The organism is Bathymodiolus platifrons methanotrophic gill symbiont, assembly GCF_002189065.1.
GTDB lineage: Bacteria > Pseudomonadota > Gammaproteobacteria > Methylococcales > Methylomonadaceae > Methyloprofundus.
Genome location: NZ_BDMN01000239.1, coordinates 1 through 15,675, shown reverse-complemented (window position 1 = coordinate 15,675; position 15,675 = coordinate 1). Strand labels below are relative to the sequence as shown.

Below are 15,675 nucleotides of genomic sequence, written 5' to 3'. Positions count from 1 at the left end.
GGACTACCTGGATGCGGGAAACCCTGTTATTAGTATGGATACCAAAAAGAAAGAGTTATTGGGTACTTTTTATCGTAATGGATCGCTCTATACACAAGCAGCCATTCAAACGAATGATCATGATTTCCCTAGCTCTGCAACAGGCAGTGTTATTCCTCATGGGTTTTATGACCTCAAACGAAACACAGGATATATCACGCTTGGAACGAGTCATGATACCAGTGAATTTGCCTGTGATAGCTTATTTCAATGGTGGGTAAACGAGGGTATTATTCATTATCCTAAAGCAAAATCATTGTTGATCCTTTGCGATGGTGGAGGGAGTAACAGCTCACGGCACTACATTTTTAAAGAAGATTTACAAAAGACTGCGAATGCACTTGGATTGGAAATTAGGATTGCCCACTATCCTCCTTATACCTCCAAGTATAATCCCATTGAACATCGTTTTTTTCCTCATGTGACTCGTGCTTGTGAAGGTGTTGTATTTGACTCGGTTGAAACAGTTAAAACATTGATTTCTAGAACATCAACGTCAAAAGGACTAACAACAATTGTTCACATACTCGACAAAATATACGAGACAGGACGAAAATATGCCGCTGACTTCAAAGAAATAATGCCGATTGTATTTGATACACATTTACCAAAATGGAATTACCGTGCAATTCCTCAAAAATAATTAATATCGGGAAGTTGTTTCGTGCTTATTCCTTAGGAAATGCTCAAATTGATATAATTGATACGGGATCTGGTATGGAAAAGAAGTTTATTGCTGAGCTTTTGTTTAAGCCTTTTGATACAACTAAAGGCAATGCCGGAATGGGAATTGGAGTTTATGAAGCTCGTGAATATATCATGAGTCAACGGGGAGAAATTCTAGTGCAAAGTGAGCCAGGTTTTGGAACAACATTCAGTATAAAATACCCTTTGATAACAGCGTAGGAAAGGTTATGGATCAGGGAAAAGTATTATTAGTTATTGAGGATGATCTGGGTTTACAGAAACAGTTTAAATGGAGTTTTGTTGGTTATCATGTTGTTATAGCAGGTGATAGAGTAACAGCCATTGAAGCATTAAGACGATATATGCCAGAGGTTGTGACCCTGGATTTAGGTTTGCCGCCTGATCCTGCCAATGCCAGTGAAGGCTTGATAACTCTGGAAGAAATTTTGGAATTAGCACCTAAGACCAAGGTCATTGTGGTCACAGGAAATGATGATCGTGATAATGCCATCAAGGCTATAGCGATGGGAGCCTATGATTTTTATCAAAAACCGGTAGATATTGATATTTTAAATATGATTGTGTCCCGAGCCTTTCAGCTAGTCGCTCTGGAGCAGGAGAACAGTAAGTTACAGCAAGCACAAGAACCATTGTCTGGTATTATTTCAGCTAGTGATGTTATGCAAAAACTATCTAGAACGATAGAAAAAATTGCTCCTAGCCTAATTACTACTCTATTACTAGGTGAGAGCGGTACAGGTAAAGAAGTGTTGGCGCGCGCCATTCATGAATTAAGTTCGCGAGCGGACAAGCCTTTTGTTGCGGTGAATTGCGCTGCAATTCCTGAAAGCTTGTTAGAAAGTGAATTATTTGGCTATGAAAAAGGCGCTTTTACCGGTGCAGTTAAGCAGACTAAAGGCAAGATTGAATATGCGGAAGGAGGGACTTTTTTTCTGGATGAAATTGGTGATTTGCCTTTTTCCCTGCAAGCTAAATTATTACGTTTTATTCAGGAACGTGTTGTTGAAAGGCTTGGTGGTCGTGGTGAAATTCCGGTTGACGTGCGTATTATCTGTGCAACACACCAGAATATGCCATCCTTAATCAATGCTGGTGATTTTAGAGAAGACCTGTATTATCGTATCAGTGAGATGGTGATCGATATTCCTCCATTACGGGAACGTGAAGGTGATGCCATTGTTATCGCAAAAGCTTTGTTAACGCGTTATAGTGAACGTGAAAATAAGCTGATAAAAGGTTTTACCACTGAAGCACGGCAAGCGATAGAGGTTTATCATTGGCCAGGTAATATCCGCCAACTGGAAAATAAAATAAAGCGTGCGGTGGTAATGGCTGATGATGTCTATGTGGGTCTACAGGATTTAGCCATGCAACAGGATATGCGTGAAGAAGAGAGCTCATTACCATTGAATTTAAAGCAAGTTCAGAGCACCTGATCTCGGGGAATTTACTTTGATCCCAGTTTAAAGTATTGTTATCGCAAAAGCTTTGTTAACGCGTTATAGTGAACGTGAAAATAACCTGATAAAAGGTTTTACCACTGAAGCACGGCAAGCGATAGAGGTTTATCATTGGCCAGGTAATATCCGCCAACTGGAAAATAAAATAAAGCGTGCGGTGGTAATGGCTGATGATGTCTATGTGGGCCTACAGGATTTAGCCATGCAACAGGATATGCGTGAAGAAGAGAGCTCATTACCATTGAATTTAAAGCAAGTTAGAGAACGGGCAGAGACTATTGCTATTAAAAGGGCTTTGGTTCATGCTGATAATAATATTTCTCAGGCAGCTAAATTATTGGGAGTAACACGTCCCACACTATATACCCTATTTAGTAAATACGATATAAATGGGCATGAAGGCACAGTATGAGCTAATTGTAGCTATTTAATTAGCTAGCCAGTCAAACGTGGACAGATAGACAAATATCTAATATTTTGTAAATTAACTGAATTAAAAAACAAGGATTATCATGATACCAGTAATACTCTCTGGTGGTTCGGGAACACGATTATGGCCCTTATCAAGAGGCATCTATCCTAAGCAGTTTTTGCCACTGGTTTCAGATAAAACAATGGTACAAGAAACCTTACTTCGACTAGAAGGCATCGAGAAGTTGCAGGCACCGATTGCTATCTGTAACGAAGAACATCGGTTTATGATGGCTGAACAGTTAAGGGAAATTAATGCTCAACCGGAAGCTATTATTTTAGAGCCAGTGGGTAAGAATACTGCACCTGCTGTCGCCTTGGCGGCACTTGCTGCAAAAGATCCTGAGGATATTTTATTAGTATTACCTGCTGATCATGTGATTGAAGATGTCAGGGCTTTCCAGGAAGCAGTTATCAAAGCAGAACAATTGGCCGAAGAAGGTTATCTGGTGACTTTTGGTATTGTGCCAACGGCTGCGGAAACAGGCTATGGCTATATTAAACGATCGGATAATAAAATCACCCATGCTTTCAAGGTTGCTGAATTTGTTGAAAAGCCAGACGCAGTAGTTGCCCAGGCTTATGTTGATTGTGGCGAGTATTATTGGAATAGTGGTATGTTTGCTTTTAAAGCAGGTCGCTATCTGGAAGAACTGGAGAAGTTTTATCCTGAGATGTTAGCAGCGTGCCAATTGTCTTTTGCAGGAGCTGAGACTGATGTAGATTTTATACGTTTAAATGTAGATGCGTTTATCCAGTGCCCAGCAGACTCTATAGACTATGCCGTTATGGAAAAAACCGATAAGGCAGTAGTAATACCATTAGATGCTAACTGGAGTGATGTAGGCTCATGGTCGGCATTATGGGAAGTAAGAGATAAAGATTCTCTGGGTAATGCCCTAACAGGGGATGTCATCGCAATAGATACTGAAAACTCCTTTATTCATGCAGAAAATAAATTAGTGGCTGCTGTCGGTGTTCAAGATATGATTATTATTGAAACAGATGATGCAGTAATGATCGCGGCAAAAGATAGAGTACAGGATGTTAAAAAGATTGTTAGCATACTAAAAAGTGGGCAGCGATCTGAGGCAGATTTACACCGTAAAGTGTATCGTCCCTGGGGACATTATGATTCAGTGGACAATGGTGAAAGACATAAAACCAAGCGTATAGTGGTCAAGCCTGGAGGTAAACTATCGGTGCAAAAGCATCATCACCGGGCAGAACACTGGGTTGTTGTAAAAGGAACGGCCTTAGTGAGTAAAGGGGATGAGACTATGTTGTTATCTGAAAATGAATCTACCTATATTCCAATTGGTGTCATACATAGTCTGGAAAACCCGGGTGTTATTCCATTGGAAATTATTGAGGTACAGTCAGGTAGTTATCTGGGTGAGGATGATATCATTCGCTTTGAAGACAGATATGGAAGAACCTAGGAGGCTGTCCAAGAATAGAAAACCTACTGCGGAAAAGCCCTTTTGGCCAGATTCCCCGATCATTTTCGTTAAAGAGCACAACTATTCGCCTCAAATGATCGAAAAATCTGACTCAAAATGGCTTCCCCTCGCTACGGCTTCTATTCTTGGACAGCCTCCTAGTAAAATACTGACAAAGAATATGTTTGAAAAAATGCTCTATTAGTGGTTGAATAAGCAGTTATTAATATTTTCAATAGATCTGAGAAAGGACTCTTTTCACTTTTTCCCCGATTGTCATTTTCTTTAAACTCTCTACTGTGCTCATTTATTATCCAAGATGCTAGAAGTGAAAAATTTGTTTTGTGAGCGAGATGAGCGGGTATTATTTGAAAATTTCTCTTTCCAGATCAATAGCGCAGAAGTTGTGCAGGTTATTGGCCAGAATGGCAGTGGAAAAACTACCTTATTACGCATATTATGTGGACTGTCTGATGCCTATACGGGAGAAATATATTGGCAGGGAAAGGACCTGGATGAAGTGCGTGACCAGTACTATCAAGCAATGTTATATGTCGGACACCTGGCTGGCGTTAAAGGCTCTTTAACTGCTGAAGAGAATTTGTACTGGATGATGCAACTGGATAAAAGTCTAAATAAATGCACTATCGCTGATGCATTAAAACAGGTTGGCTTGTATGGTTTTGAAGATGTCCCTTGTCATAGCCTGTCTGCTGGGCAGCAAAGGCGAGTGGGTCTGGCTCGGTTATATTTAAGCAGTGCACCTTTGTGGATTTTAGATGAGCCATTTACTGCTCTGGATAAAAAAGGGGTTAAGGAAAAAGAAGCATTAATTGCTAATCATATACAGGGAGGGGGCTCGGTTATTTTAACGACGCATCATGACCTTATGATTCCAGGCGAAACCATACGCCCTATTAATCTGGATGAGGAAGCAGTGGCGTGAAGTTTTTCTTAGCTGCGTTAAAGCGTGATTTATTACTAGTTTTCCGGCATCGTAACGATATTATTAACCCGCTGGCTTTCTTTCTGATGGTTGCTGTACTTTTTCCATTAGGGGTTAGTCCAAACCCTGTATTTTTAGCAGAAGTAGCGCCGGGCGTGATTTGGGTTGCAGCTCTTTTAGCGTGTTTACTATCGGTCGATGGTATTTTTCGTACAGATTATGACGATGGTTCTTTAGAGCAAATGCTGGTGAGTTCAGAGTCCTTACTGCTTTTAGTTCTGGCAAAAGTATTGAGTCATTGGTTAATTAGTGGTTTTTGTCTGGCAATTATTTCGCCTTTAGTTGCGATGATGTTTTTTCTCCCTGAACAAGGCTATACAGCTTTAATTTTGAGCCTATTATTAGGCACTCCTACATTAAGTTTAATGGGAGCAATTGGGGCAGGCCTTACAGTGGGCTTACGTAAGGGAGGTGTTTTAATCTCATTATTAGTTTTGCCTTTGTATATTCCCGTATTGATTTTTGGCGCAGGAACGGTACATGCGGGGGCCATGGGATTACCAATACAAGGTTACCTAGCATTATTAGGCGCTATTTTAGTTCTAAGTTTAATGCTGGCACCATTTGCCATTGCAGCTGCGTTAAAAATAAGTGTTCGTAGTTAAGTGTTGTTATATTAATGCATGCTTATATAATAAATATTAAACCTTAACAATACTTCCTTTCTGCTACTTCAGTTTCCATATATCAGGATTTCATAGATGAAAATAAAAATGCCAAGATGGTTTTATCAATTAGCGTCGCCTAGATGGTTTTATGAATTTACTGGCGCGTTATTACCCTGGTTTAGTGCAGCGGCAATACTCCTGCTCGTTATCGGTACGGTCTGGGGGCTGGTTTTTGCTCCAGCTGATTACCAGCAAGGTAATAGTTTTCGAATTATTTATATTCATGTACCCTCATCAATTCTGGCGCAATCCTGCTATATGATGATGGCAGTAGCAGGGGCGGTTGGTTTAGTCTGGAAAATGAAGATAGCCCATGTTGTTGCCGGGGCTTGCGCTCCTATTGGTGCGTCTATTGCCATTATGTCATTAGCGACTGGGGCTATCTGGGGAAAACCTACCTGGGGTGCCTGGTGGGTCTGGGATGCTCGATTAACAGCAATGCTGGTATTGCTCTTTCTCTATATTGGTGTGATTGCCTTGAATTCAGCTTTTGAGAATAAAGCCAGTGCAGATAAGGCAACGGCTATTTTATCTTTAGTTGGTCTGGTTAATATTCCGATTATCAAGTACTCGGTTGAATGGTGGAACACATTGCATCAGCCGGCAACCTTTACGGTGACTGAAAAACCAGCGATGCCTCCAGAAATGTGGGTGCCATTATTAGTGATGGCGCTGGGTTTTTACTGCTTTTTTGCGGTAGTCTTAATGAGTCGTGCACGCACAGAAGTTTTAGAGCGGGAAAAACGCAGTGACTGGGTTAAGCGAGTCATTCAGAGTTATTAAATTAACAAACTATCAACGTAACCCGACAATGCTAATTGTATTTGTGAAGTGTTGAGTTACGTTATCGCGCTTCGCTTGATAAGCTAACCCGACCTACTATTTGTAAGATTTTATAAAGGATTTTATTGTGGGAAATTTTTCATCATTTGCCGATTTTTTACAGATGGGTACACATGGACTTTATGTGTGGCTAAGCTATGGCATTGCCTTAGTGATATTTATTTATAATATCGTTTCAGCTTACTGGTTGAAAAGGCAGTTTTTTATTAATGCAAAACGTCGTTTAAGACGTGAACAGGGAACAGTATGACGCCAAAAAGAAAAAAACGATTAACCATTATTCTAGGCCTGGTTTTCGGCACTGCTTTGATTGTAGGACTAGTGATGTTTTCTTTGAGTGAAAATATTAATTTGTTTTATTCTACGTCTCAGATTGCAAATGGAGAAGCGCCTGTAGGTACGAGAATCCGTGCTGGGGGAATGGTTGTAGACGGCAGTGTTAAAAGGTCTACAGATTCATTAAAAGTGCAATTTGCATTGACTGATTACGAACAACAGGTAACCGTTGAATTTACAGGGATACTACCTGATTTATTCCGTGAAGGGCAGGGGATTATTGCGCAGGGAAAAATGGATGCTAATGGAATTTTTCAGGCAGATGAAGTTCTGGCAAAGCATGATGAAAACTATATGCCACCAGAAATTGCCGAGTCGATGAAGAAAAAGCAGGAGGCACAAAAATGATCCCTGAAATTGGCGAATTTGCATTAATTATTGCCTTGTTTTTATCGGCTGTTTTGGCGCTAGTGCCAATGTACGGTGCAGCGACTGTTAATGAATTGTGGATGAGCTACGCTAAACCTTTGGCGAAAGGTCAGTTTTTATTTATGCTGATTAGCTTTATTTGCCTGGGTTATGCATTTTCTCAGGATGATTTCTCGGTTATTTATGTTGCTCAACATTCTAATAGCCAGATGCCGATACAATTCAAACTCAGTGCGATCTGGGGTGGTCATGAAGGGTCTTTATTATTATGGGCTTTTATATTAAGTGGCTGGACACTCGCTGTCAGTTTATTTAGTCGTTCTTTACCTCTGGATATGCTTGCCCGCGTTCTATCGGTAATGGGGATTATTGCGACAGGTTTTATTTCCTTTTTATTAGTCACTTCTAGCCCTTTTTTACGATATTTACCAAGCTTTCCAGAAGATGGAGCTGATTTAAACCCCTTGTTACAGGATTTTGGCTTAATTGTTCACCCCCCCATGCTATATATGGGGTATGTAGGTTTCTCTGTTGCCTTTTCTTTTGCTATTGCAGCCTTATTGTCAGGTCGGCTAGATACCGCATGGGCGCGTTGGTCCAGATCCTGGACTAATATAGCCTGGGCATTTTTAGGTCTAGGAATTACGCTGGGAAGCTGGTGGGCATATTATGAGTTGGGCTGGGGTGGCTGGTGGTTCTGGGATCCTGTAGAAAATGCTTCGTTAATGCCCTGGCTGGTGGGTACTGCCCTGGTGCATTCATTAGCCGCAACTGAGAAACGTGGGGTTTTCAAAAGCTGGACTTTGTTATTAGCAATTTTTGCTTTTTCCTTAAGCTTATTAGGTACATTCCTGGTACGGTCAGGCGTATTAACTTCGGTGCATGCTTTTGCCAGTGATCCTGAACGTGGTTTTTTTATCTTGATGCTACTTGCCATCACTATGGGCGGGTCTTTAACCTTATATGCATTTAAAGCTCCCAATGTAAAAAGTGAGTCGAATTTTTCATGGCTTTCCAGAGAGGTATTATTACTGGTAAATAATGTTTTTCTTACGGTTATGGCGGTAACAGTATTGCTAGGTACTTTATACCCCTTGTTAATTGATGCTTTAGGTGCGGGTAAGATTTCAGTTGGCCCACCGTACTTCAATGCCGTATTTGTGCCTATTATGGGAACTATGGCTGTTGCTATGGGTATTTCAGTTGCTGTTAGATGGCGTGAAACATCTACTAAAGTTGTGATCGATAAGTTATGGTTGCCAGCTGCAATCAGTATTCTATGTGGTCTTATTTTTCCTTTTTTCTATGGGTCAGGTTTTGATTTCAGGGTGTTTATAGGCATCAGTGTTAGCTTATGGGTTATCAGTACAGTTATTACAGAATTTATTGGTAAATTTCGCAATGCACAATCGTTTAGCATAAAATTAAAGCAACTCCCTTTTAGCTATTATGGAATGATGCTCGCACATATTGGGGTAGCAGTGACAGCTATTGGTATTACGCTGGTTTCAACGTATAGCGAAGAACGCGATATACGTATGGCAAAAGGTGATAGCGTAGAACTTGCTGGTTACCAGTTTATTTTTCAAGGGACTCATGTTGTCAAAGGTCCAAACTATGTGGCAGATCAGGCGACTATAGAGGTCTTAGAAAGTGGTACCTTTGTTGTTACCCTACATCCAGAGAAGCGTCGCTATAATGTTAAACGCAATATGATGACCGAAGCAGATATTGATGCAGGTTTATTTAGAGATTTATATGTTGCTCTGGGTGAGCCGCTTAATAATGGTGAAGCATGGGCAGTCAGGGTGCATTACAAACCATATGTGCGTTGGTTATGGTTAGGTGGGATTTTAATGGCATTAGGTGGATTATTAACGGTAGCTGACAAACGCTATCGTCAAAGCAAAGCTGAGCCGGAGGATGCTTATGTCTAGGTTGCTGCTATTTATTCCATTACTATTATTTTTTGTACTAGCTGCTTTTTTATGGAAAGGTTTAAGTATTGATCCCAGAGAATTGCCTTCGGCTTTACTGGATAAACCTTTTCCTGAATTTAGTTTATCTCCGCTACGGGAACCTGAACAAATTGTAACGACTAAGGACTTTATCGGTCAGCCTGTGTTAGTTAATGTCTGGGCAACCTGGTGTCCTTCCTGTCGGCAAGAGCATGAGCAATTACTAGCGATTTCTCAGTCAGGAGAAATCCCTATCATTGGTTTGAACTATAAAGATGAGCGTGAATTAGCTTTAAACTGGCTACAGCAATTGGGTAACCCTTATCAGTTTAATATTTATGATGTGGATGGGATGCTGGGTCTGGATTTAGGTGTTTATGGTGCCCCCGAAACTTATTTACTGGATGCGCAAGGCATTATTCGATATCGACACGTGGGAGTGCTTACAGCACAGGCCTGGCAGGATTTAAAAGTGATCATCAAAGGGTGGGACAGTGTTAAAAATTAAAGTATTGATTGGTTTTATTTTATTGCTGAGTAGCTTTCTGTTATCGGCTGCCATTGATGTTTACCAGTTTGATGATCCAGAAAAAGAAGGTCGTTTTCAAAAACTGGCTTTTGAACTGCGGTGTCCCAAGTGCCAGAATCAGAATATTGCTGATTCAAATGCTGAAATAGCTAAAGATTTACGTACTAAAATTCAGCAAATGCTGATAGCTGATAAAAGCGACATGGAAATTGTTGATTATATGGTTGAGCGATATGGTGATTTTGTACTTTATGAGCCACGAGTAAAACCACAAACTTATCTATTATGGTATGGACCAGCACTATTTCTAGTTTTGGGCTTGATTATTATAATATTGATTATTCGTAGCCGGAACAAAACATACCAACAGATTAATGAGAATGAGTCATCGCTTTCTGATAGCGAATCAGAAGCTTTGCATGCATTGCTTAAAACAAATCAAGAGAAAAAATAATGATGACACTATGGATAGTTATTGCTGCCATGCTATTGATGGCAGCTGTTATATTATTGTGGCCAATAGCTTGTTATAAACAAGGACAAGAAAACGCGCCGGTATTATCCCAAAAACAGCAAAATGTGAGTATTTTTCAGGAGCGTTTAGCAGAGCTGGAAAATGAACAGACACAAGGCAATCTGGATAAGTCTACTTTTCAGCAATTGAAAACAGAGCTGGAGAAAACCCTATTGGGAGATGTTCAATTTGAAGAGCAGCCGATTCAAAAAGCACCTAAAAATGTCAGCATACAAAACTGGCTGGTAATGGGAGTTATCACAGGTGTTTTTGTACTTGCATGCCTGGCAACTTATAACAGTTTAGGGGCAAGTGACAAATATCAACAATTTTTGACTTTGGCTGATGCACCCTTATCTGAGGAGCATGTCGCCGAGACAAAAGCACCTGATTTTGCTATGGCTGTCAAAGCGCTTAAAGTAAAGTTAGCGGAAAACCCTGAAGATATTGAAAAATGGTTTTTGCTTGCAAATAGCTATGCTGCCATGGGAGATTTTAGACAGGCAGGGGAAGTTTATAATAAGGTTGCAGGTATACTTGGAGAGGATAAGCCAGGTTATGCTGCGGCAAAAGCAGCTTATGCTCAGATGATGTTCCAGGTGGCTGGCGAGAAAATGGTTCCAGTTGTGCAGCAAGCAATAAATGAAGCCTTAAGGGTTGACCCAGAAGAGCCTACAGCACTCATTTTACAGGGACTCAATGCTTACCAGGAACAAGCATATCCTGAAGCAATTACCGCATGGGAAAAAGCCAAAATTAAAGCTGGGGAGGCGCAAGTCAGAAAATTTCTTGATCCCGCTATAGCAGAAGCACGTAGGGAAATGGGTGCAATAACGCCGCCTGTTATGCAGCAGGAAAAATCGGATCAAAAAATCGCTGAGACTATAACAAAAACAGCAAGTATCAAGGTTAATTTAGATATCAGCCCAGCATTGCGTGCAAAAGTGAGTCCTCAGGAGCGTATATTTGTTTTCGCCAAGGCTGGCATGCCCATGCCATTAGCAGCAGAGCGTTTACAAGTGAAAGATCTACCTATTACTTTGGTTTTAGATGATACAAAAGCAGCGATGCCCACAGCAAAAATTTCTTCAGCCGAGTTTGTCGATATTACAGCACGAGTTGCTTTATCTGGAAGCCCGCGAGCTAGTAAAGGAGACCTATATGCCACAGCAAAACATGTAGCCGTGCAGAAAGGTGTAGAAATAACTCTACTTATTGATAAGGTTGTAGACTAAGAAATCAAAGTTAAATAAACCCCAAAACTAAGTGTAGCCCGTATGAAGCGTGCGGAATACGGGAAAGTAAAAACGCAGTTCTAGCTAATGGTGTAAGTTTTAGCATACGGAGACAACGGTCGAAGAATATGTATCGAGTTTCTATGGATATATTGAGTGATCAAACAGAGTACAGTCAGAATTTTAATTACCCTATGACAACTCTATTAAATATTTTTTCCATCATATTATAGAAGCAGCACATCTGAAAACGTGAGCAAAAAACCACTTGGTTTTTTGCTGTGAGTTATGCCATGAAAAATTAAGTCAAAGTGATAGTGATAAAATTCTCAGCTACATATTCCTGTATAGATTATATAATAAGGGAGAAATGTTATTTACAGGAAAAAATAGAGAATAATGAAAAAGCCCTTGTTAACAGAAAATGACTGGATTTTAAGTTATAAATCTAGTTTTCGGTATGATTTACCCGCCAGTATTATTGTTTTTCTGTTGGCCTTACCCTTATGTTTAGGTATCGCACTTGCCTCCGGTGCACCGTTATTCGCGGGGTTAATTGCAGGGGTTGTCGGAGGTGTTGTTGTTGCCAGCCTAAGTGGTTCGGCTCTGGGTGTGAGTGGCCCCTCTGCTGGACTGGCAGTCATTGTATTTGTTGCCATTCAGGAAGTAGGCTTTGAAGCAGTGTTACTTGCTGTTGTTTTAGCTGGTGTGATTCAGTTTGTCATAGGTAACCTTGGCGCAGGCGTAATCGGATATTATATTCCTTCGGCGGTTATTACCGGTATGTTATCCGGGATTGGGATTATTATCTTTCTTAAACAGATTCCGCATGCAATGGGCTATGACAAGGATTATGAAGGGGATATGTCGTTCATGCAAAGTGATGACTATACAACTTTGACAGAGCTGGGACATATGATTGATTTCATTGCGCCGGGTGCGGTTGTGATCAGTCTAATTTGTCTAGGGATATTACTGCTATGGGAAACAAACTGGATTAAACAATACCATTTTAGACATTGGATACATGGATCACTCGTTGTGGTGATTGCAGGTGTGTTATTTAATCAGTTGTTTATATCTTTCTATCCTGCGTGGGCGTTAAGTGGTAATCACTTGGTACTGTTACCTGTTACTGAAACACTGAGCGATGTTTTAAGCTTAATCACCTTACCTGATTTTAGTCAGATTAGTAACCCAGCTATTTACCCTGTTGCTGTCACTATTGCAATCGTTGCAAGTCTGGAAACATTGGTGTGTGTTGAGGCTACCGATAAACTGGATCCTTATAAGCGAATGACCTCGAATAATCGGGAACTTAGAGCGCAAGGCATAGGTAATATTTGTTCAGGCTTAATAGGTGGTTTACCTATCACTCAATTAATTGTACGTAGTTCAGCTAATATTCAATCTGGCGCACGTACTAAAACATCAGCTTGTATGCATGGTATCTTGTTATTAATAGCGGTGCTGTTGATTCCTAATCTGGCAAACAAGATTCCTTTGGCAAGTTTAGCTGCTATTTTATTGGTGGTTGGCTATAGATTAGCCAGACCCACAATATTTAAGACCATGTATCAGGTCGGTTTCTATCATTTTATTCCGTTTATAGCGACGGTTATTGGATTGATTTTTTCTGACATGTTGACGGGGATCATGATTGGTGTGGCGTTTGCCCTAATTTTTATTTTGTTGGAAACTTTAAAAGTTGGCTTTCATGTACATGAGCAGCAGCATCTAAATAAAACCATTATTACCTTATCAGAAAACGTTTCATTTCTGAATAAGTCTAATATTTTACATTTACTAAATAATTTACCGAAAAAATCCAATATTGTAATTGATGCAACTAATGCCAAATACATTGATTATGATGTTTACGAAGTCATTCAAAACTTTAAAGTAGAAGCAAAACGTAAAGGTATCAATCTATTGGTTCAGAACTTGCGTGGATTTGGTTTATTAAAACCAGTTGAACGCACTTTACCGATAACTAAAGAAGTACAGCAGGCCTTGACACCAAATGAAGTTCTGAATATCTTAAAGTCTGGTAACAAACGATTTATTAATAGCCTAAGAAACAAGCGGAACTTGTTAGAACAGGCTAATGAAAGTGTAGAAGGGCAGTTTCCTATTGCCATTATTTTAAGCTGTATTGATTCACGTACCTCTGCAGAATTGATTTTTGACCAGGGATTAGGAGATGTTTTTAGTGTCCGGGTTGCAGGAAATGTGGTTAATGATGATATCTTAGGCAGTATGGAATATGCCTGTAAGGTAGCTGGATCCAAGTTAGTTGTCGTATTGGGCCATACACATTGTGGAGCGATAAAAGGTGCATGTACCGGCGCTAAGCTTGGTAATTTAACCGGCTTGCTGGACAAAATTCAGCTAGCTGTTGAATCGGTTAACAAGGGAGAGATGACTGAAAACAGCACTTTAGACTACCCTCATGAAGATCAGGTTGCTGAACGTAATGTGGAAATGATGGTCGAACAAGTCAAGCAAAGGAGTAAAGTATTATGCGAGATGGAAGCGGGAAGTGAAATTGCGATAGTCGGTGCTATGTACAATATAGAAACAGGGCTAGTCGAGTTTTATAATTAAATGAATAGAGTCTACTCCCGTATAAACTAAACAAGTAGGGCGTGGTTTTAGCCCGCTAATTACAGCTAAAGTGACACATGTACAAACATGTTGATATTTAACTGATTTATCCACAACCTTCAGTTAATCTCATCACCTTTGGCGTTAGCAGGGTTCTTGTGGTTTATGTAATAGCCTATTGGTAATGAAAGGTTTATTTTGTAATGACTGAGGATTGTATGTAAATCATATATTCATGATGTTCATCATGAATTCTAATAAAATGTAAATGCACATTGCTCTTTCTATCAGTGAGTTATTACTTACCCTGTGCGATGCGTCTGCCAATCAGACTGGCAATTAATACAGCAAGATAAAATTGCCCCATAATGGCTTCTAATACGACAAATACCCTTGCTGTCATGGTGACGGGAGAAATGTCCCCGTAGCCTAATGTCGTCAAAGTGACCATACTGAAATACCACATCTGGAAAATAAAGTTTTGTGTTGATGCTTCGGCATTTGACATTGAAAATGAACTCGGGTTACTAATTTCTATTACTTGATAGATAGAAGCCCAGGCTAAGCCAAAAATAAAGTAGACAGCGACAGCTGCGTAAATCAACTCAGCAGTTATGTTGCTTTGACTTAGAATAAACTTAAGCATACGCACTGCAATATAAGTCCAGAACAGGGTATTGCTACTATGCTCCAATATGAGCCATAAATCGAATTGATAGAAATAGTGGGTCCAACGAAATACGACTGCTAACAATGCCAGGCCAAGGCTAATTAATAAGGGCCGCCGGGTATCGGATATAGCTATAACACCAGAAAATATAATCAGCATAAAAAACAGATTTAATACCAGTGTCGCTACAAGGGAATTTTCTACGATGGGATATATTGCAAAAAAAAGTATTAATGAAAATAAAAGTACCAGAAAACGATTATTTTTTTTAAAGAAGATAATACGTAGTAAGGAGTGATTGTACATTTTTTAACTCTCATAGATCTGAATTAACAGTGTTTGTTTTATCACACTGGAACGGTTAGGTTAAGTATTTTCTTAATAACAGAAGGTTGAATAGGGGCAATTTTAAGCAATTGCATTACAATTATTTTAGTGGCGCAAAATGGCCAGAATTCAGTTTCGATACAGGTTATAATTTCATAAATTTGTATTTTTCAAAGAGTGTTAAGTTACGTGTATGAAGCATTTTGATAAATGGAAGTGAGACTTCAAAGCCTTGAGTGTCGTCGTATAACTTATATAATTCGTGCCTCAGAGCATATATGTAGCTACTAAATACTAAATAGTAAATAGTAAATAGTAAGTATAATTATTTTCCATGGAATGTAAAAAAGGATTACCAGTTTAAGACGGGACAAATCTTAGGGAAGTAGGCTTTTAGCCTACACGCACAAGCTATGTGCTACACCTGTAGGCTAAAGCCTACTCAATGGCATTCGCTTAAGCCATTACCCCATTCGGTTAAGAGCCCGCACGA

At 39.8% G+C, this 15,675-nt stretch carries 15 protein-coding genes and 1 pseudogene; 15 read left to right on the top strand and 1 reads right to left on the bottom strand.

Translation table 11 applies throughout. From position 1 onward, the window contains the following. From CDZ78_RS13625 to CDZ78_RS13550, 15 genes and pseudogenes are all read left to right on the top strand, one after another. Positions 1-682: ISAzo13 family transposase (locus tag CDZ78_RS13625; protein ID WP_140414062.1), on the top strand; the 682-nt coding region annotated here is incomplete at its 5' end. Positions 683-729: 47 nt separating this feature from the next. Beyond that, positions 730-945: pseudogene (locus CDZ78_RS13620) on the top strand (ATP-binding protein); the annotation flags it as partial. Between the two features lie 8 nt (positions 946-953). Further along, positions 954-2,183, top strand: a complete 1,230-nt coding sequence (gene prsR, locus CDZ78_RS13615; protein ID WP_087870497.1) for a PEP-CTERM-box response regulator transcription factor — start codon at positions 954-956, stop codon at positions 2,181-2,183. A 52-nt stretch (positions 2,184-2,235) separates the two neighbouring features. Continuing rightward, the gene (locus CDZ78_RS13610; protein WP_087870496.1) at positions 2,236-2,619 is read left to right on the top strand and encodes an AAA-type ATPase lid domain-containing protein; all 384 of its coding nucleotides are present in this window, start codon (positions 2,236-2,238) and stop codon (positions 2,617-2,619) included. Positions 2,620-2,719: 100 nt separating this feature from the next. Further along, a complete protein-coding gene (locus CDZ78_RS13605; protein WP_167374305.1) occupies positions 2,720-4,120 on the top strand; it encodes a mannose-1-phosphate guanylyltransferase/mannose-6-phosphate isomerase in 1,401 nt (466 codons plus the stop codon). Between the two features lie 319 nt (positions 4,121-4,439). After that, entirely contained in the window at positions 4,440-5,066 is a 627-nt protein-coding gene (gene ccmA / locus CDZ78_RS13595; protein WP_087870493.1) for a cytochrome c biogenesis heme-transporting ATPase CcmA, read from the top strand. Next, the gene (gene ccmB, locus CDZ78_RS13590; RefSeq protein WP_087870492.1) at positions 5,063-5,731 is read left to right on the top strand and encodes a heme exporter protein CcmB; all 669 of its coding nucleotides are present in this window, start codon (positions 5,063-5,065) and stop codon (positions 5,729-5,731) included. Before ccmA ends, ccmB begins: the two co-directional genes overlap by 4 nt. A 96-nt stretch (positions 5,732-5,827) precedes the next feature. Further along, complete coding sequence (locus CDZ78_RS13585; protein WP_087870491.1) at positions 5,828-6,577, top strand: heme ABC transporter permease; 750 nt, start codon at positions 5,828-5,830, stop codon at positions 6,575-6,577. Positions 6,578-6,704: 127 nt separating this feature from the next. Beyond that, positions 6,705-6,887, top strand: a complete 183-nt coding sequence (gene ccmD / locus CDZ78_RS13580) for a heme exporter protein CcmD (RefSeq protein WP_373862491.1) — start codon at positions 6,705-6,707, stop codon at positions 6,885-6,887. Further along, complete coding sequence (gene ccmE / locus CDZ78_RS13575) at positions 6,884-7,321, top strand: cytochrome c maturation protein CcmE (protein WP_087870490.1); 438 nt, start codon at positions 6,884-6,886, stop codon at positions 7,319-7,321. The genes ccmD and ccmE overlap by 4 nt, the downstream gene beginning before the upstream one ends. Continuing rightward, the gene (locus tag CDZ78_RS13570) at positions 7,318-9,279 is read left to right on the top strand and encodes a heme lyase CcmF/NrfE family subunit (protein WP_087870489.1); all 1,962 of its coding nucleotides are present in this window, start codon (positions 7,318-7,320) and stop codon (positions 9,277-9,279) included. Before ccmE ends, CDZ78_RS13570 begins: the two co-directional genes overlap by 4 nt. After that, positions 9,272-9,808 (top strand): DsbE family thiol:disulfide interchange protein, encoded by a 537-nt coding sequence (locus tag CDZ78_RS13565; protein ID WP_087870488.1) that lies wholly within the window; start codon positions 9,272-9,274, stop codon positions 9,806-9,808. Before CDZ78_RS13570 ends, CDZ78_RS13565 begins: the two co-directional genes overlap by 8 nt. Further along, positions 9,795-10,283, top strand: a complete 489-nt coding sequence (locus CDZ78_RS13560) for a cytochrome c-type biogenesis protein (RefSeq protein ID WP_230990704.1) — start codon at positions 9,795-9,797, stop codon at positions 10,281-10,283. The genes CDZ78_RS13565 and CDZ78_RS13560 overlap by 14 nt, the downstream gene beginning before the upstream one ends. Beyond that, complete coding sequence (ccmI, locus tag CDZ78_RS13555) at positions 10,283-11,578, top strand: c-type cytochrome biogenesis protein CcmI (protein WP_087870487.1); 1,296 nt, start codon at positions 10,283-10,285, stop codon at positions 11,576-11,578. Before CDZ78_RS13560 ends, ccmI begins: the two co-directional genes overlap by 1 nt. A 399-nt stretch (positions 11,579-11,977) precedes the next feature. Beyond that, positions 11,978-14,185: a bifunctional SulP family inorganic anion transporter/carbonic anhydrase gene (locus CDZ78_RS13550; protein WP_087870486.1), complete on the top strand. Its 2,208-nt coding sequence runs from the start codon at positions 11,978-11,980 to the stop codon at positions 14,183-14,185. Between the two features lie 298 nt (positions 14,186-14,483). Here CDZ78_RS13550 and CDZ78_RS13545 read toward each other — a convergent pair whose 3' ends face one another. Further along, complete coding sequence (locus CDZ78_RS13545; protein WP_087870485.1) at positions 14,484-15,161, bottom strand: ion channel; 678 nt, start codon at positions 15,159-15,161, stop codon at positions 14,484-14,486. Positions 15,162-15,675 lie beyond the last annotated feature (514 nt).

What these genes read in the sequence shown, in the direction of transcription:
- prsR (WP_087870497.1), top strand. Translation starts at nt 954, where the DNA reads ATGGATCAGGGAAAAGTATTATTAGTTATTGAGGATGATCTGGGTTTA.
- CDZ78_RS13605 (WP_167374305.1), top strand. Translation starts at nt 2,720, where the DNA reads ATGATACCAGTAATACTCTCTGGTGGTTCGGGAACACGATTATGGCCC.
- ccmA (WP_087870493.1), top strand. Translation starts at nt 4,440, where the DNA reads ATGCTAGAAGTGAAAAATTTGTTTTGTGAGCGAGATGAGCGGGTATTA.
- CDZ78_RS13585 (WP_087870491.1), top strand. Translation starts at nt 5,828, where the DNA reads ATGAAAATAAAAATGCCAAGATGGTTTTATCAATTAGCGTCGCCTAGA.
- ccmE (WP_087870490.1), top strand. Translation starts at nt 6,884, where the DNA reads ATGACGCCAAAAAGAAAAAAACGATTAACCATTATTCTAGGCCTGGTT.
- CDZ78_RS13570 (WP_087870489.1), top strand. Translation starts at nt 7,318, where the DNA reads ATGATCCCTGAAATTGGCGAATTTGCATTAATTATTGCCTTGTTTTTA.
- CDZ78_RS13565 (WP_087870488.1), top strand. Translation starts at nt 9,272, where the DNA reads ATGTCTAGGTTGCTGCTATTTATTCCATTACTATTATTTTTTGTACTA.
- ccmI (WP_087870487.1), top strand. Translation starts at nt 10,283, where the DNA reads ATGATGACACTATGGATAGTTATTGCTGCCATGCTATTGATGGCAGCT.
- CDZ78_RS13550 (WP_087870486.1), top strand. Translation starts at nt 11,978, where the DNA reads ATGAAAAAGCCCTTGTTAACAGAAAATGACTGGATTTTAAGTTATAAA.
- CDZ78_RS13545 (WP_087870485.1), bottom strand. Translation starts at nt 15,161, where the DNA reads ATGTACAATCACTCCTTACTACGTATTATCTTCTTTAAAAAAAATAAT.